13 protein-coding genes and 1 pseudogene are annotated in these 17736 nt (G+C 72.3%); 12 read left to right on the plus strand and 2 right to left on the minus strand.

All coding sequences use genetic code 11. The features are described 5' to 3' along the window. Positions 1–125 precede the first annotated feature (125 nt). The 7 genes and pseudogenes from VT50_RS21380 (at position 126) to VT50_RS21405 (ending at position 9115) form a co-directional block, all read left to right on the plus strand. Positions 126–1349, plus strand: a complete 1224-nt coding sequence (locus VT50_RS21380) for an isochorismate synthase (protein WP_046085274.1) — start codon at positions 126–128, stop codon at positions 1347–1349. After that, positions 1346–2977 (plus strand): annotated as a pseudogene (locus VT50_RS21385) ((2,3-dihydroxybenzoyl)adenylate synthase); the annotation flags it as partial. The gene VT50_RS21380 and the pseudogene VT50_RS21385, both read left to right, overlap by 4 nt. A gap of 21 nt (positions 2978–2998) precedes the next feature. Beyond that, the gene (locus VT50_RS39665) at positions 2999–3640 is read left to right on the plus strand and encodes an isochorismatase family protein (protein ID WP_167396619.1); all 642 of its coding nucleotides are present in this window, start codon (positions 2999–3001) and stop codon (positions 3638–3640) included. Continuing rightward, on the plus strand, positions 3637–3870 hold the full coding sequence (locus tag VT50_RS21390; protein ID WP_046085273.1) for a phosphopantetheine-binding protein: 234 nt from the start codon (positions 3637–3639) through the stop codon (positions 3868–3870). Before VT50_RS39665 ends, VT50_RS21390 begins: the two co-directional genes overlap by 4 nt. Continuing rightward, positions 3867–7766: a non-ribosomal peptide synthetase gene (locus VT50_RS21395; protein WP_046085272.1), complete on the plus strand. Its 3900-nt coding sequence runs from the start codon at positions 3867–3869 to the stop codon at positions 7764–7766. The genes VT50_RS21390 and VT50_RS21395 overlap by 4 nt, the downstream gene beginning before the upstream one ends. Before the next feature lie 155 nt (positions 7767–7921). After that, complete coding sequence (locus VT50_RS21400) at positions 7922–8563, plus strand: class I SAM-dependent methyltransferase (protein WP_046085271.1); 642 nt, start codon at positions 7922–7924, stop codon at positions 8561–8563. Positions 8564–8626: 63 nt separating this feature from the next. Beyond that, the gene (locus tag VT50_RS21405) at positions 8627–9115 is read left to right on the plus strand and encodes a DUF1877 family protein (protein WP_046085270.1); all 489 of its coding nucleotides are present in this window, start codon (positions 8627–8629) and stop codon (positions 9113–9115) included. Between the two features lie 37 nt (positions 9116–9152). Here VT50_RS21405 and VT50_RS21410 read toward each other — a convergent pair whose 3' ends face one another. Beyond that, on the minus strand, positions 9153–10685 hold the full coding sequence (locus VT50_RS21410) for a monooxygenase (protein WP_046085269.1): 1533 nt from the start codon (positions 10683–10685) through the stop codon (positions 9153–9155). Positions 10686–10747: 62 nt separating this feature from the next. Between VT50_RS21410 and VT50_RS21415 the strand changes: the two genes are divergently transcribed. Continuing rightward, positions 10748–11434, plus strand: a complete 687-nt coding sequence (locus tag VT50_RS21415; protein ID WP_046085268.1) for a TetR/AcrR family transcriptional regulator — start codon at positions 10748–10750, stop codon at positions 11432–11434. 81 nt (positions 11435–11515) lie between these two features. Here VT50_RS21415 and VT50_RS21420 read toward each other — a convergent pair whose 3' ends face one another. Next, positions 11516–12298, minus strand: a complete 783-nt coding sequence (locus tag VT50_RS21420; protein ID WP_053048480.1) for a FadR/GntR family transcriptional regulator — start codon at positions 12296–12298, stop codon at positions 11516–11518. A gap of 131 nt (positions 12299–12429) precedes the next feature. Between VT50_RS21420 and VT50_RS21425 the strand changes: the two genes are divergently transcribed. From VT50_RS21425 to VT50_RS21440, 4 genes are all read left to right on the plus strand, one after another. Beyond that, entirely contained in the window at positions 12430–13941 is a 1512-nt protein-coding gene (locus VT50_RS21425; protein ID WP_078840615.1) for an aldehyde dehydrogenase family protein, read from the plus strand. Positions 13942–13983: 42 nt separating this feature from the next. After that, positions 13984–15252, plus strand: coding sequence for a D-arabinono-1,4-lactone oxidase (locus VT50_RS21430; protein ID WP_046085299.1), 1269 nt, complete (start codon positions 13984–13986; stop codon positions 15250–15252). 23 nt (positions 15253–15275) lie between these two features. After that, a complete protein-coding gene (locus VT50_RS21435) occupies positions 15276–16883 on the plus strand; it encodes an APC family permease (protein ID WP_075200304.1) in 1608 nt (535 codons plus the stop codon). A gap of 111 nt (positions 16884–16994) precedes the next feature. Then, the gene (locus VT50_RS21440) at positions 16995–17735 is read left to right on the plus strand and encodes a cache domain-containing protein (RefSeq protein ID WP_046085267.1); all 741 of its coding nucleotides are present in this window, start codon (positions 16995–16997) and stop codon (positions 17733–17735) included. Position 17736: the final 1 nt, after the last annotated feature.

Genomic DNA, 17736 nt, shown 5'->3' on the forward strand with positions numbered 1-17736 from the left:
GCCGCCCCGGACCCGCCACCCGAACCGCCCGGCCGCCGGACCACCGGCCCCGGCCGCCGAGTCCGGCCCCGCCCCTCGCCCATCTCCCCTCCCCCACCAACGCCATCCCTCACAGGAGGCACCGCATGACGACGCCCATATCCGGATCCGGACCCAGTACCTCCGCCCCCGAGCTCGCGCCCCCGGAACTGACCGCCCCCGGGGCCGCGACCGCGCTCCTCGACGCCTACGTACCGTCCACCGACCGCTTCCTCGCCACTCCGCACCGCACCCTGCTCGGACGGGGATCGGCGGCCGAACTGCCGCCGGGCGCGGGGCCGTTGCCGACGCGCGTACGCGAACTCCTCGACGCCCGCCAGCGCACCGGCCGGCCCGCTCCGGTCGTCATGGGCACCCTGCCGTTCTCCCCCGACGCCCGGCCCGCCCTGGCCGTCCCCGAAAGCGTGCGCTGGGCGCCGCCCCTGCGCCAGGACCCGCTCATCGCGCTGCCCGTGCCGCACGGCCGGGGCGTCGACTGGCAGGTGCGCGAGGTGCCCGCGCCGCGGGCGTACGGCGCCGCGGTGGCCGCAGCCGTCGCGCGGATGAAGGCCGGTGAGTTCGACAAGGTCGTCCTCGCCCGCACCCTCGAACTGACCGCCCCCGAGGCCCCCGGCCTCCCGGCGATGCTGCGCCGGCTGGCCCACCGCGACCCGGCCGGCTACACCTTCGCGATGCCCAGCGGGCCCGGCCGCACCCTGATCGGCGCGAGTCCCGAACTCCTGGTCTCCAGACGCGGACCCGTCCTCACCGCCAACCCGCTGGCGGGCTCCGCGCCGCGCAGCGCCGACCTCGCCGAGGACGTGCGCCGCGCCGTCGCCCTTCTCGAATCGCCCAAGGACCTCCACGAGCACGCCGTGGTCGTGGCCGCCGTACGCCAGGCCCTCGCCCCGTTCTGCACCCGCCTGTATGTGCCCGAGCGCCCCACCCTCGTCCGTACCGCCGCGATGTGGCACCTGTCCACCACCGTCACCGGCGACCTCGCGCGGCCGGAGCACACCACCGCGCTCGACCTCGCCCACGCCCTGCACCCCACGCCCGCCGTCTGCGGTACGCCCACCGACGTGGCCCGGCGGGTCATCGCCGAGTCCGAGCCGTTCGACCGCGGCGCCTACACCGGCATGGTCGGCTGGCAGAACGCCGACGGCGACGGGGAGTGGGTGGTCACCATCCGCTGCGCCGAGGCCGAGGGCGGGCTGTTGCGCCTGTTCGCGGGCGCCGGGCTGGTGGCCGGCTCCTCGCCCGAGGCCGAGACCGCCGAGACCGCCGCCAAGTTCCGCACCTTCCTGCACGCGGTGGGGGCGAGCCTGTGACCGGCGACGCCACCACGCCGGGCGTGGACGCGCCCACCTGGCCCGCCGAGTTCGCCGCGCGCTACCGGGCGGCCGGGTACTGGCGCGGCGAGACCTTCGGCGGCATGCTCCGCGAACGCGCCGAGCGGCACCCCGACCGGATCGCCCTGGTCGACCCGGCGCCCGAGCGCCGCACCTGGACCTACCGCCAGCTCGACGAGCGCGCCGACCGGCTGGCGGCGGGCTTCGCCGCCCGCGGCATCGGCAAGGGCGACCGGGTCGTCGTCCAGCTGCCCAACACCGGGGAGTTCGCCGAGGTCGTCTTCGCCCTGCTGCGCATCGGCGCGCTCCCGGTGTACGCCCTGCCCGCGCACCGCGACACCGAGATCGCGTACTTCTGCGCCTTCACCGAGGCCGTCGCCTACGTCATCCCGGACCGGCACGCCGGATTCGACCACCGCACCCTCGCCACCCGGGTCAAGGAGACCACCCCGAGCCTGCGCCACGTCTTCGTGGTGGGCGACGACCCGGGCGGACACACACCGCTGTCCGACGTCCCCCGCGACCCGGTCGACCTCGCCGGGCCCGAACCGCACGAGGTGGCCTTCCTCCAGCTGTCCGGCGGCACCACGGGCGTCCCCAAGCTGATCCCGCGGACCCACGACGACTACCTCTACTCGCTGTGGGGCTCGAACGAGATCTGCGGAGTCGACGCCGACACCCGCTTCCTCGTCGTCCTGCCCGTCGCCCACAACTTCCCGATGAGTTCGCCGGGCTGGCTCGGTGTGCTCTACGCGGGCGGCACCGTGGTGATGTCGCCGGGCACCGATCCGGAGACGGCGTTCCCGCTGATCGCGCGGGAACGCGTCACGATGACCGGCCTCGTCCCGCCGCTCGCCCTGGTCTGGACGCAGGCCGGGCCCGACAGCCGGTATGACCTCAGCTCCCTGGAACTGATCCTGGTCGGCGGCGCCAAGTACAGCGAGCAGGCCGCACGCCGTCTCCAGCCGGCCCTCGGCTGCCGCCTCATGCAGGTCTTCGGCATGGCCGAGGGCCTGGTCAACTACACCCGTCTGGATGACGGCCCGGAGACGGTCGTCACCACCCAGGGCCGGCCGATCTCCCCGGACGACGAGATCCGCATCGTCGACGACGCCGACCGGGACGTCGACGAGGGCGAGTACGGCCATCTGCTCACCCGCGGCCCGTACACCATCCGCGGCTACTGGCGCGCCCCCGAACACAACGCCCGCTGCTTCACCGAGGACGGCTTCTACCGCACCGGTGACATCGTGCGCCGCACCCCGAGCGGCCACCTCGTGGTCGGGGGCCGGGCCAAGGACCAGATCAACCGGGGCGGGGAGAAGATCGCGCCGGAGGAGGTCGAGAACATCATCCTCGCCCACCCCTGCGTGCACGACGTGTCCGTCGTCGCCGTGCCCGACCAGTACCTCGGCGAACGCGCGCTGGCGTATGTGATCCTGCGCGACGGCGCACCGCCGCTGAAGCCCGCCGCCGTAAGGAAGTTCGTACGGGAGCGGGGCGTGGCCGCGTACAAGGTGCCCGACCTCGTGGAGTTCGTCGACGTGTTCCCGCGGACCGGCATCGGCAAGGTCAGCAAGAAGCGTCTGCGGTCCGCCGCCGATCAGCACGGAAAGGCCCCGATCCCCATGGCACTTCCCGCCATCGCCGGCTACCTTCTGCCCACGCCGGACGACCTTCCCGCCCGCCGTGTCGAATGGACCGTGGACCCCGCGCGCGCCGTGCTGCTCGTCCACGACCTCCAGCACCACTTCCTCGCCGCGTACCCCGAGGGCGAGGAACCGCTGACCGGCATGCTCGCCAACGCCGAGCGGCTGCTCAAGGAGAGCCGGGCCTCGGGCATCCCCGTGTACTACTCGGCGCAGCGCGGCGGCCAGACCCCCGAGGAGCGCGGCCTCCAGCTGGACTTCTGGGGGCCCGGCGTCGCCGACGACCCCACGGCCCTCGCCGTACCGGAGTCCGTCGCCCCCAGGGGCGGCGACACCGTCCTGACCAAATGGAAGTACAGCGCCTTCGTCCGTACCGAACTCGAGGAGCTGATGCGGCGCTCGGGCCGCGACCAGCTGGTGATCGTCGGCGTGTACGCCCACATCGGCGTGCTCATCAGCGCCTGCGACGCGTGGATGCGCGACATCCAGGCGTTCGTCGTCGCCGACGCCGTCGCCGACTTCTCCCGCGAGGACCACGACATGGCCCTGCGCTGGGCGGCGGGCCGCTGCGCCGTCGTCACCACCACCGAGGCGCTGATCGAGGAGGTACGCACCGCATGACACTCACCCTGGAACGGATCCGCGGCGATGTCGCCGACTGCCTCGGCGAGGACCCCGCCGACATCCCCGTCGACGAGAACCTGGTGGACTACGGACTGGACTCGGTCCGCATCATGACCCTCCTGGAACGCTGGCGCCGCGACCACGGCGCGACGGTCTCCTTCGTCGACCTCGCCGAGGAGCCCGCCGTCGAGTCCTGGGCCCGGATCCTGGGGGTGGCCACCCCATGACCGTACTGATCGAGCCGGAGAACGGTGAGACCGGGGCGCTCGACTGCGTACTGCCGCTGACCGCCGCCCAGTCCGGCATGTGGTTCGCCCAGGCCCTCGACCCGCTCAGCCCCGCGCAGAACACCGCCGAGTACCTGGAGATCGACGGCGAGCTGGACGCCGAGGTGTTCGCGCGGGCGCTGCGCCGGGTCACCGCCGAGGCCGACGCGCTGCGCGTCCGGATCGAGGACACGCCCGACGGGCCCCGCCAGCGCGTGTGCGCCACGGTCGAGCCGCCGCTCACCGTGCACCACGGACTGACCAGGGAACAGGCCCTGGAGTGGATGCGCAAGGACCTCACCACGCCGTGCGACCTGGCCGCGGGGCCGCTGTTCCGCCACGCCCTGTTCCGGGTGGGCGAGCGGCGCTGGCTGTGGTACCAGCGCATCCACCACCTCGTGATCGACGGCTTCGGCTACTCCCTGCTGGTGCGCCGCACGGCCGAGGTCTACACGGCCCTGATCCGGGGCGAGGACCCCGGCCCCCGTGCCTTCGAGACGCTGGCCGACCTGCTGGCCGTCGACGCCGAATACCGCGCCTCGGACGCCTTCGCGGCCGACCGCGAGCACTGGACCAGGGCGTTCGAGGACCGCCCGGAGGCGCCCCGGCTCGCGGGCCGCGCCGCGCTGCCCTCCCGGACGTTCCGCCGCCACACCACCCATCTCGCCGCCGCCACCACGGAGCGGCTGCGCGAGCTCGCCACCCTGACCCGGGCCACCTGGCCCGATGTGCTCATCGCCGCCCAGGCCCTCTACACCTCCCGCGCCACGGGCCGCGCCGATGTGGTCCTGGGCCTGCCGATGATGGGCCGCATCGGCTCGGTCGCGCTGCGGGTGCCCGGCATGGTGATGAACGTGCTGCCGCTGCGACTGACCGTCGCCCCGGACGCGACCTTCGCGCAGTTGGTGCGCCAGGTCGTGCTCGGCATCCGCCGGTCGCGGCGCCACCAGCGCTACCGCTACGAGGAGATCCACCGCGACCTCGGACTGCTCGGCGAGGGCCGCGGCCTCGTCGGCCCGCTCGTCAACATCATGCCGTTCGACTACGGCGCCGACTTCGCCGGAGCCCCGGCCCGCGCCCACAACCTGTCGGCGGGCCCGGTCGACGACCTGACCGTCAACGTCTACGACCGGGCCGACGGCCGTGGCCTGCGCATCGACCACGACGGCAACCCGGCACTGTACGAGGACGCCGACCTCGCCGCCCACCAGGTCCGGTTCGTGGATCTGCTCGCCCGGCTCGCCGACGCCGACCCGAACACCCGGCTCGCCGCCCACTCCATCGCGACAGCGGCCGAACTCTGCCTGGTCCGGGACGAGTTCAACCGCACCGGGCGCGCCCTGCCGCCGACGACGCTGATCGGCCCCATCGAGGCGCGGGCGAACCGCACACCGGAGGCGGTGGCGCTGGTCCACGACGGCACGTCCCTGACATACGCCGAGCTGAACGCGCGGGCCAACCGGCTGGCCCGCCATCTGCAGGGCCTGGGCGCCCGCCCGGGCGCACTGGTCGCGGTCTCCGTGCCCCGGTCCGTCGAGCTGATCGTCGCGCTCCTCGCGGTGCTGAAGGCGGGCGCCGCGTATCTGCCGCTGGACCCGGACTACCCCGGGCAGCGGCTGACGTACATGCTCCGGGACGCCGCGCCCGTCTGCGCGGTCACCGACCGCGAGGGGCGGCTGCCCGGCGACGCGGGGACGCCGCTGGTGGTCCTCGACGGACTGGACCTCGCCGGGGACCCGGGGGTCAACCCGGGCCGCGCGCTCACGCCCGCCCACCCCGCGTACGTCATCTACACCTCCGGCTCCACGGGCCGCCCCAAGGGCGTCGTCGTCCCGCACTCGGCGATCGACAACCGGCTGCGGTGGATGCAGCACACGTACCCCATCGGGGACGGCGACCGGGTGCTGCAGAAGACGCCGTCGTCGTTCGACGTGTCCGTCTGGGAGTTCTTCTGGCCGCTGCGGGAGGGCGCGACGCTCGTCGTGGCCGAGCCCGGCGGGCACAGGGATCCGGTGTACCTGGCCCGGCTGATCCGCGAACGGGCCGTCACCACCTGCCACTTCGTGCCGTCGATGCTTCAGGTGTTCCTGGCCGGGCCCGGCGCTTCCGGGTGTGCGGGGGTGCTGCGCCGGGTGTTCTGCAGCGGCGAGGCCCTGCCCCGCGAGACGGCGGGCGCCTTCGCCCGTACGCTGCCCGGTACCGAGCTGCACAATCTGTACGGCCCCACCGAGGCCGCGGTCGACGTCAGCCACCACGCGTGCGCGCCCGACGACACCGGGCCGGTGCCGATCGGCCGGCCGGTCTGGAACACCCGCCTGTACGTCCTGGACCCGGCCGGACAGCTCTGCCCGCCCGGTGTGACCGGCGAACTGTACCTGGCGGGCGCGCAGTTGGCCGACGGCTATCTGCAGCGCGGGGAGCTGACCGCACAGCGCTTCGTCGCCGATCCCTTCGGCCCGCCCGGCAGCCGCATGTACCGCACCGGGGACCTCGCCCGCTGGACCGAGCACGGCGAGGCCGAGTACCTGGGCCGCACCGACCACCAGGTGAAGCTGCGCGGGCAGCGGATCGAACCGGGCGAGGTCGAGGCGGCGCTGGCGGCACTGCCGGGCGTCGACGGTGCCTGCGCCCTCGTCCGCGAGGACCGCCTGGTCGGCTATGTCACCGGCGACGGCCCCAGCCCCGAGGCGATCCGCGCGGCCCTCGCGCGTGAGCTGCCCGACCACATGGTCCCCTCGGCCGTGGTGCCGCTTCCCGCGTTCCCGCTGAGCCCCAACGGCAAGCTGGACCGCCGCGAGCTCCCGGAGCCCGTCTTCGCCGGCGGCGCGCACCGGCGCCCCGCGGGACCGCGCGAGGAGGCCCTGACCCGCCTGTTCGCCGATGTGCTCGGCGCCGAACGGGCCGGCCCTGACGACGCGTTCTTCGACCTGGGCGGCACCTCGCTGCTCGCGGTGCGCCTGGTGAACCGGATCCGCGAGGAGCTGGGCGCGGAGCTGACCATCGGCTCCCTCTTCGAGGCACCGTCCCCGGCCGCGCTGGCGGCCCGCATCGATGACGCCTCCCCGGTGGCGTCCGACGCCCTGGGCGTCCTGCTCCCGCTGCGCGCCCAGGGCACCCGCCCGCCGCTCTTCGCCATCCACCCGGCGGGCGGCCTCTCCTGGGCCTACGCGGGTCTCGCGGCACGGCTCGGCCCGGACCAGCCGGTCCACGGCATCCAGGCCCGCGGCCTGGCCGGCTCCGCCCCGCTGCCGCGCACCCTGTGGGAGCAGGCGCGGGACTACGCCGACCGGATCCGCGAGGTACGGCCGCACGGCCCGTACCGGCTGCTGGGCTGGTCCGTCGGCGGCATCCTGGCGCACACGGTCGCGGTGCTGCTCCAGGAGGCGGGCGAATGGGTCGACCTCCTCGCCCTCCTGGACGCCTTCCCGGCGGAGCAGTGGCGCGAGCGCCCCGCGCCGGAGGAGGGTGACGCGCTCACGGCGGTGCTGCGCATGGCCGGTGTCGAGCGCGGCGCGGAGCGCACCCGCGAGGACGTACTCGCCACGCTCCGCGAGGCGGGCAGCCCGCTGGCGGGGCTGGGCGGGGGCACGCTGTCCCGGATCGTCGACATCGTCCCGAACCACGCCCGCATGATGCGCGAGCACACCCACCGCCGCTTCCACGGCGACGTCGTGTTCTTCACGGCGGCGGCGCCGCGCCCCGAGCATTGGCTCACCGCGGAGGCCTGGCGTCCCCACATCACGGGCGACCTCGAGAACCACCGCCTTCCCTGCACCCATCCGGAGCTCCTGCGCGAGGAGCACGTGGACCGGATCGCCGAGGTGCTATCACCGCGGCTCGCGCGACGAGAGGCGTAGCCGGGGGTACCGGGGCGCGGCGGCGGGGCCCGGAGCGGACGGAGGGCGGGCACACGTCATGGTGGACGCGCGGCGGGGCCGCTCCTAGCCTCTGTGGGTGAAGCCGCGGGGCGTGCGCACGGTCCGCCGCCGACAGCGCACGCAGAGGAGCCAGCATGGCCAGGCCGGTGTCGAATCCGCTGTTCGCCCGCATCTATCCGCGGATCAACGCCGTGGCCGAGGCCCACGGGTCGCTTGACCACCGCCGGGAGCTCCTTGCGGGCACACGCGGCAGGGTGGTGGAGATCGGTGCGGGCACGGGCGCGAACTTCCGGCACTATCCCCCGGAGGTCGACCAGGTCATCGCGGTGGAACCGGAGCCTAGACTGCGCGCCATGGCCGAGCGGGCCGCCGCCGATGGCGTTGCGCCGGTGGAGGTCCGCGGCGGCCGGGCGGAGCACCTGCCGGTCGAGGACGCCAGCGCGGACGTGGCGGTGATGTCGCTCGTCCTGTGCACGATCGCCGACGTGCCCAGCGCACTCGCCGAGGCCGCACGCGTTCTCAAGCCCTCCGGTGAACTGCGCTTCTACGAACACGTCCGCTCACCGCATCGCCGTCTCCTCCGAACCCAGCGGATGCTCGCCCCCTTCTGGCGCCTGTTCGGCGGTGGATGCCATCTGACCCGGGACACGGAGCGTGCCATCACCGACGCGGGTTTCACCGTCCAGGACGTGCGCCGCTTCGACTTCCTCATCAACGGGCGGGCCCATCCGTCCGCACCGTCGATCATCGGAACCGCCCGACCGCCGACCGCCTAACCTCACCGCCATCGAGCATATGGTTGGATTCCACCAGGTGAACTCGGAGGACTTGGGGACAAGATGGCGGGTCGTGCGGTGCTCTTCGCCCTCGATGACAAGGACGCGGCCCGTCTGCTGGCCGCCCAGGACGACAACGGCGTGTTGGAACTCATCGAAGAGCTCGAGGAAGGCTGGGACCGCACCCGGCTCTGCGAGCTCGACAAGTCCTGGGACGCGCTGCACCGCTGTCTGACGGACGGCGATCTGGCCTACGACAACGGCGACTTCCCGCTCTCCCACGCCATCCTCGGCGGGCGGCTCCTGCACGAGGACGACTACATCGTCTCCTACGTCAGCCCGGACCAGGTCCACGAGATCGCGGCCGCCCTGGCCCCCCTCGACGAGCATTGGCTACGGGACCGCTTCGCCACGCTCACCTTCGAGGACTACCAGGGCTCCGGCGACACGGAGGACATCGCCTACACCCTGGCCTTCCTGCCCGAACTCACGGACTTCTACCGCGCGGCGGCACAGGACGACCGGGCAGTGATCTTCACCGTTGACCAGTAGGCCGGGGCCGATGGGCCGGGGGTGCGGCGGGTCATGGTCACCGGGTGGCCATCCCTCGCGTCGCGCCCGCCCAGGCGGCGAGGGCGGTGACCCGCTCGGCGCGCCGTGCGTCCGGCTCGGTGCCGCGGGTGGCCCAGGCGATGTGTCCGTCGGGGCGGACGAGCACTTCGGTGACCCCGTCCAGTTCCGGATGACCGTCGTGCCGGGCGGTGGTGACGGCGGTGACCCGCGAGTCCCACCCGGCGTCGACCGTCTGCCCCAAGCCGGCGTCTCCGGCGAGGCCGAGGAGGACGAAGTGGCCCCGGGTGAACAACTCGTAGGCCCGTGTCGCCGCCGACGAGGGGTCGGTGAGTCCGATGTCGGGCAGCCGCCGGCCCACCAGCGGGTCGGCGGCGTGGGCGTCGCTGGCCGAGTAACTGGTGGCGAGTGCGGAAACCTGGCCGGCGATCCGGCGATTGACCTCCGGAATGCCCAGCAGTTCGTCCAGCAGTCCGCGCAGGGCGGCGGTGGGGCGGTGATACCGCGGGACGAGCGTCAGCTCCGCGAGCAGGGTCTGCACCTCGGTGTTCTCGGTGACGGCTCGCCCGACCGGCCGGCGCTCGGCGTCGTAGCCGTCCAGCAGACCGGGCGGCGCCCAGCCGTTGATCTCGGCGGCCAGCTTCCACCCCAGGTTCATGGCGTCCTGGAGACCCGTGTTCAGCCCTTGGCCGGCCGCGGGGAAATGGATGTGGGCGGCATCGCCCGCTAGGAGAACGCGGCCGCGCCGGTAGCCGTCCGCGAGCCGGGTGGCGTTGCCGAAGCGGGACAGCCACCGCGGCTCGGCGACCCCGAGGTCGGAGCCGCAGATCCGGGTCAGCGACGTACGGAACTCCGCCAGGGACACGGGCACAGCGCTCGGGGTGCGCATCCGCTCCGGATCCAGGTACACCAGCCGGGTCAGTCCACCGTCCAAGGGCGCCACCAGCACGCCGCCCGCCCGTGCCCGGTCGAGCGCGGCCGGATCGGCGTCGACCACCGCGAAGTCCCCGAGCACGCCGGTCAACGTCTCATCCGCGCCGGGGAAGGCGATACCGGCGGCCTCGCGCACCCCGCTGCGACCGCCGTCGCACCCGACGACATACCGCGCGCGCAGGGTCTCGGCACGGCCGTCCGGTCCGCGGACCTGCACCTCGACGCCGTCCGTGCCCTGGCGGAGACCGGTGCCCTCATAGCCGCGGGTGATCTCCACCCCCAGCTCCAACGCCCGCTCCTGGAGCAGGAATTCGGTACGCGCCTGGGGGAGGAACAGGGTGTAGCCGTGCCGACTGTCGAGCGCGGCGAAGTCGAGCCGGGTGTCCAGGCCCGCGAAGTGCCAGCCCGACACCGTACGGCCGAGCGCGAGGAACCGGGGCGCCAGGCCGCGCAGGTCCATCAGCTCCACACTGCGCGGATGCAGGGTCAGCGCACGGGAGTCCCGCTGCGGCTCGGTGCGCCGCTCGATGATCCGCGTACGGACGCCTGCCAGCGCCAGTTCGCAGGCGAGCATCAGACCGGTCGGTCCGGCACCGACGACGATCACATCGGCATGCATGGCCAGGGCCCTCCCTTTAGTGAACAACGTTCACGAGAACGCTGTTCACTATAGTGGGGCCCATGAGTTCCACGTCAAGTCCCGGCCGGGGCAGACCCGCCCGGCTCGACCGGTCGGGCACCGTCGACACCGCCCTGCAGCTGCTGGACGCCCTCGGCCTCGACGACCTGACCATGCGCCGCCTGGCCGACTCCCTGGGCGTGCGGGCCGGGGCGCTCTACCGCCACTTCGCCACCAAGCACGACCTGCTGACCGCGATGGCCGAACGGATGCTGGCCGACATCCCGGCACCCCGTGAGAACGGCGACTGGGACGAGCGCCTGGCCGACCTCGCCCGAGCGTTGCGCACGGCGCTGCTCACCCACCGCGACGGCGCTCGCGTCTTCGCCGGTACGCACTCGACGGGGGCGCACACCCTGCACTTCTCCGACACCGTGACCGGCGTACTGCGCGAGGCGGGCTTCACCGATGAGGACGCGGCTCGCACCCTGATGGCGGTGGCCAACTTCACGGTCGGTCACACCCTGGAGGAACAGGCCGCCCTCCGGCCCGCCGACGAAGCGGACGCGGACCCCGAACGGCTGCGCCAGGCCGTGGAGTCGGGGCCGTTCCCGCACCTCGTCGCCGCCCTGCCCACCCTCACCGGCACCGACTTCACGGCCCACTTCGAATTCGGCCTGCGCCTGCTCATCCAGGGCCTGCGGGCGCTCGGCGGATCCGGCGCCCGGCGGGGCCCAGGCGCGAACTAGTCGGACCGGGCCAGGACGAGGACGGGCGCCGCCGCCCGTACCGGCAAAACGGCCCCCGGGACCAGCGGGTCGAACCGCCGGTCAGGCCGGGTTCCGCGCGGCGAGAACCAGCTCCAGATGCCCGTCGATCACCGTCTCGGTGTCCCTCTCGCAATGCGTGACCGCCAGGGCGTGCGCACGCGCGGCATCGCCCGCGGCGATGGCATCGACGATCTCCGCGTGCTCCCGCGCCGCCGCCACGGCCCGCGGGTCATCCGCGGGCGGCATCCACAGCAGCGGCGTCAACTCACCCTGGATCTGCACGGTGGAGGCCACCAGGCGCCGCGACTGGGCGGCGACCCCCAAGCCGATGTGGAAGCGGCTGTCATTGCGGCGCAGCGCGTCGACGCTGTCGGCCAGCCGGAACTCCTCGCTCAGACCGCGCAGCCGCTGCACGTCCTCGTCGTCCGCCCGCAGTGCCGCTAGCCGGGCCGACGCGGTGGTCACGGCCGAACAGAAGTCGCCCAGATCGCGCAGCTCTTCGGTGCTCCTCTCGCGCAGCCGCCGCCTCGCCTCCTCGACGGGCACGGCCGCGGTGCCGCACACGATGCTGCCCCCGCCACGACCGCGACGGGTCGCGATCAGACCGCGAGAACGCAGAGAGGCCAGCGCCTGACGCAGGGTGATGGTCGACACACCGAGCTGGGTCGCCAGCTCCGCCTCCGAGGGCAGCCGTTCACCGTCGTTGAGGAGGCCGATCGTGATGGCCGTCTCCAGCTGATGCGTCACCTGCTCCGCCAGCGCCCTGCCGTCCGGCTCGCTCGGCGCGAGAAGGCCGATGTATCCGGCGGTGACCGTGCCCGCGTCTTCGGTCCCTTGTGTCACTCCTCAAGATTAGGTCCTGTCCGAGCGGTCTTTGGGCGGGACAGAGCCTTGACGGCCACGCCGCCCCCAGCCAAACTCTTTAAACGCAACTAATAAATGTTTTTTCTTGAGCGACTGCTCGGAGGAACGACATGACCCAGTCAGCAGCAGCCCCCCTCCACGGAGCCATCCGCCGCAGCGACGACCCGGCCGTGATCGATCCCGGCGATCTCCCCCCGTTCGGCCACTTCATCGACGGAACGTTCCGCCCCGGCAGCTCCGGCCATGCCAGGGACATCATCAACCCCAGCGACGGAGAGCCCTTCGCGCGGGCGGTGGAAGGAACGGCTGAGGATGTCAACCTGGCCGTCACCGCCGCCCTGGCCGCGAAGCGCTCCTGGAGCGCCAAGACGCCCAAGGAACGGTCGGAGGTCCTGCACCGGATCGCGGACCGGGTCGAGGAGCACGCCGAGCGGATCGCACGGCTGGAGTCGGCCAATACCGGCAAGCCCCTGCTGGTCTCCCGCGACGATGTCGAACAGGTCGTCGACGCCTTCCGCTTCATGGCGGGCGCCACTCGGGCGCTGACCCAGGCTCCGGCGGGCGAATACGTCGACCAGCACCTGTCGGTGATGGTGCGGGAGCCGCTCGGCGTCATCGGAGTGATCACGCCGTGGAACTATCCCCTGCTCATGGCCGTGTGGAAGATCGCCCCGATCCTCGCGGCCGGAAACACCTGTGTGCTCAAGCCGTCCGAGCAGACGCCGCTGACCACGCTGAAGCTCGTCGAATGCTGCGCCGACCTGCTGCCGGACGGGGTGCTGAACATCGTCACGGGCGACGGCCCGGTGGTCGGCCAGCGGTTGGCCGACCATCCGCGGATCGACATGGTGGCTCTGACCGGCAGCGTCGCCGCGGGCCGCGCGATCGCCCGCACCGCAGCCACCACACTCAAACGGGTGCACCTGGAACTCGGAGGCAAGGCTCCGGTCCTCGTCTTCCCGGACGCCGACCTCGCCGGTGCGGCGGCCGCCCTGCGCACGGCCGGGTTCTGGAACTCCGGACAGGAGTGTGGTGCCGCCTGCCGGGTGCTGGTCCATGAATCCGTGGCCGCCGATTTCACCGCGCACCTGGTCCGCGAGGCGGCCACCCTGGTCGTGGGCGACCCCGGCGCCGGGGAGGACGTCGAGATCGGCCCCCTGGTCTCCCGGGCCCACTTCGAACGCGTCAGCCGCCACCTCGAGAACGCGCGTGCCGAGGGCGTCTCCACCGCCCTGGGCGGGACACCCGACGACGGGCGCGGCTACTTCGTGCCCCCCACCGTCCTCGCCGACGTCCCCCAGGGCGCCGAATGCACCCGCGAGGAGATCTTCGGGCCGGTCGTCACGGTCGAGACCTTCGCCGACGAGGAGGAAGCCGTCTCCCGCGCCAACGACACCCCCTACGGTCTGTCGGCCTCCGTGTGGACGGACGACGCCCGCCGCGGCCTCACCCTTCCCGGCCGGCTCGACTTCGGCACCGTCTGGGTCAACAACCATCTCGTCCTGGCCAGTGAACTGCCCTGGTCCGGTTTCAAGTCCTCCGGCTACGGCCGTGACCTCTCCGTCTACGCGCTGGACGACTTCTCCCGCACCAAGCACGTCATGCACCACCGCGGCGGCTGACCGCGCCCCACCCGCCCGTCCCCGGAATTCGTGGAGGTCACCGTGCCCACCTCGCGTTACGCCATCCCGCCCATCCCGTTCGACACCGAGAAGCCGTGGACCAACTGGGGCGGCAACCAGTCCTGTTCACCGGCCTTCACCGTCCGGCCGCGCGACGAACGAGAAGTCCTCGACGTCGTACGGTTCGCCATACGTGAGGGCCTGCCCGTCCGGGCCGCGGGCGCGGGCCACTCCTTCACCCCGATCGTGCAGACGGGCGGTGTCCTCATCGACACCGCGTCGCTCACCGGGGTCACCGGCGTGGACACCGCCACCCACCGGGTCCGCATGCTCGGCGGCACCCGGCTCAGCGACCTGGGCGACGTCCTGTGGGACAAGGGCCTCTCCCTCGCCAATCAGGGCGACATCGACAAGCAGGCGATGGCGGGCGCCGTCTCCACCGCCACCCATGGCTCGGGCATCGGCCTGGGGAGCTTCTCCTCGACCGTGCGCTGGGTCAAGCTCGTCACCGGACACGGCGAGATCGTTGAGATCGGCGAGGACAACCTCCGCGAACTGCACGCCGCCCAGGTGGCCCTCGGCACCCTCGGCGTCGTCGTCGAACTCGAACTGCAGGCCGTGCCGCGCTACCACCTCGCCGAACAGATCACGTACCCCGGCTGGCAGGAGACGGTCTCCGGCTGGCAGGAGAACATCGCCAACCACCGCCACTACTCATTCATCTGGTGTCCGCGCGATGAGTCCGCGTCGCTCTACGAACTGCCCACACCCGCGGGCGAGTCCATGGTGGACCGCTGCTACACCAAGCGCTACCAGGCGACCGAGCTATCGGAACCCGACGGCATCGTCACCACCGAAGGTGCCCGCCGGGACCGCGCCTACCGCATCTACGCCGGGGGATTCATGATCCCCTTCCATGAGATGGAGTACTACGTCCCCGCGGAGAAGGGCCAGGAGGCGGTCACGGCCGTACGCGACCTGCTGCTCACCACCCACACCGACCAGCGGTACCCGCTGGAGGTCCGCTGGGTGAAGGGCGACCAGGGCCTCATCTCCCCCTTCCACGGCCGTGACACCACGGTCCTGTCGGTATCCGGAGCACCCGGCACCGATTACTGGCCCTATCTGCGGGACGTGGACGCCCTCCTCGAGGACTTCGAGGCGCGGCCACACTGGGGAAAGATCCACTTCCTCACACGGGACCGGGTCCGGGCCATCTACCCCGAGTACGACACCTTCGTCAGCGTGCGCCGGACGTACGACCCCAGCGGTGTGTTCCTCAACGACAGCCTCCGCCAGCTCTTCGGCTGACCTCTCTAGATCAGGAGAACACCATGAGCTCCCACAGCGGACAGGACAACGACGGCGTCGCTGAATTCGGGTACGCCCCCAGCCTTGACCGCAGCATCGGCAAGTTCGCCAGCTTCGCGGCCGGAGTCAGCTACATCTCCATCCTCACCGGCGTCTTCCAGCTCTTCTACTTCGGCTACGGCTCCGGAGGGCCCGCCTATGTGTGGTCCTGGCCCCTGGTCTTCGTCGGCCAGGTCATGGTCGCCCTGTGCTTCGCGGAGCTGGCCAGCCGCTATCCGGTCGCCGGGTCGGTCTACAACTGGGCCAAGAAGCTCTCCACCCCCACCACCTCCTGGCTCGCGGGATGGCTGCTGCTCATCTCCTCCATCTGCACCGTCGGCGCGGTCGCCCTCGCCTATCAGATCACCCTGCCCCAGATCTGGCACGGCTTCCAGATCGTCGGTGACGGCACCGGAACCTACGACTTCTCCGTCAACGGCGTCATCCTCGCCGGACTGCTCGTCGTCTCCACCACCCTCATCAACGCCTTCGGCGTCCGGCTCACCGCCATCGTCAACAGCGTCGGCGTCTTCGTCGAACTCATCGCCGCCGTCCTGCTCGTCGTCGCGCTCGCCCTGCACATCACCCGCGGGCCCGGGGTGCTGCTGGACACCCACGGCCTCGGAAGGGGGCAGCACTTCGGCTACGCCGGGGCCTTCCTGGTCGCCACGCTCGCCTCCGCGTTCGTGATGTTCGGCTTCGACACCGCCAGCTCCCTGGGAGAGGAGACGGTCGACCCCAAGCGCACCGCTCCCCGCGCCATCATCCGGGCCGTCACCGCATCCTTCGCCCTGGGCGGCCTGCTGCTGGTGTTCGGCCTCCTCGCGGCACCGGACCTCGGCGACCCCAAACTGGGCTCGGCCGACGGCGGCCTGCAGTACGTGGTCCTGTCCATCCTCGGCGGTCCACTCGGCAAGGCGTTCCTGATCTGTGTCGTCGTGGCGATCACCGTATGCACCCTCGCCATCCAGGCCGCCGCCATCCGGACCCTCTTCGCCATGGCCCGCGACGGCAACCTCCCTTTCAGCTCCTGGCTCGGGCGGGTCCACCCCGTCCGGAAGACACCCACCAACGCGGCCATCACCATCGGTGTCCTCGCCATCGCCACCCTCGTGGTGAACGTCAAGGAACCCGCGATCTTCACGATCCTCACCAGCATCGGCATCGTCCTGATCTACGCCTCCTACCTGCTGGTCACCGCGCCCATGCTGCGCCACCGGCTGCGCGGGGGCGAGCCGGTCAGCGATCCGGCCAGGGGCGAGTTCTCCCTCGGGCGCTGGGGCCTGATCGTCAACATCGTCGCGGTGCTCAGGGGCGCCGTCATGATCGTCAACCTGATCTGGCCCCGCGCCGAGGTCTACAACTCCACCGCCCCCTACCACTGGTACCTGCGCTGGGGAGGAGTCCTGTTCGTCGGCGGCATCACGCTGATCGGACTGCTGATGTACCGGCTCAGGATCCGCCACCGCACCGGGGTCCTGGCCGAACACTCCCTGGCCGGGGCGGCGGGTCCGGCGGTCAGCCCGGTCCGGCCCGGCGATCGCCGGGACCCCGCGGCCGAGCCGGTCGGCGCCGAGAAACCCGTTCCGTAGCGGACCGGCTCCCCACCGTGGCCGGGTGCTCCCCGCCGTGGCCGGGGGCGGCCATCCATCCGCCCCGGCTGTAGGTTGGCCCGCACTGGTTCCTGCCCCCGGGGAGCGTCCATGAGCCTTGAAGAACGAGACTCCCTCCTGTCGCGCACGGCCGAGATGCTCGCGGGCCGCATCGACGCCGCCTTCGCCGATGTCGACACCGTGCGCCGTCGTGTCGTCGAGATCGCCACCCAAGCGGCGGAGCGGCGGACCGCCCTGGACCGCGCGGCCCTGACGGACATCCGCCCCCTGCTCCTGGACCTGCTGGCGCACGACGGCACCCTCTTCGAAAGCCTCGGCGTGGCCGTCTCCGGCACCAGCCTCAGTGACACCCCGCGCTGGCTGGAGTGGTGGCGCCGGGACGGACGCAACAAGGCGCAGTTCATCTCGCACGCCCTCAACCCGGACTCCGTCGGCTTCTACGACTACCAGTCGCGCGAGTGGTTCCGCCTCCCGGTCACCACCCGCCGGCCCCACGCCGTCGGCCCGTACGTCGACGCGGGCGGCATCGAGGTGTGCACCGTCACGCTCGCCATCCCCATCGCCCTCCCCTCGGGCTCGGTCAGCGTGGCCGGGGGTGATCTGTCCATCGCGGCCCTGGAAGCCCTCCTCCTCGACACCCTGGGCACCCGCGCCCACAAGGTGGTCCTCCTCGCCGCCAACGGCCGGGTCGTCACCTCGAACACCGCTCGCTACGTCACCGGCTCCCGGCTCCGCGCCGACGGCCCGCAGGCCACCCCCGACCAGATCGTCCCCATCCCCTCAGCCGACCCCCACCGGCTGCCCTGGCAACTGCTCGCCATGCCCGACTGAG

This window comes from Streptomyces antioxidans (assembly GCF_000968685.2).
In the GTDB taxonomy this organism is placed as follows: Bacteria; Actinomycetota; Actinomycetes; order Streptomycetales; family Streptomycetaceae; genus Streptomyces; species Streptomyces antioxidans.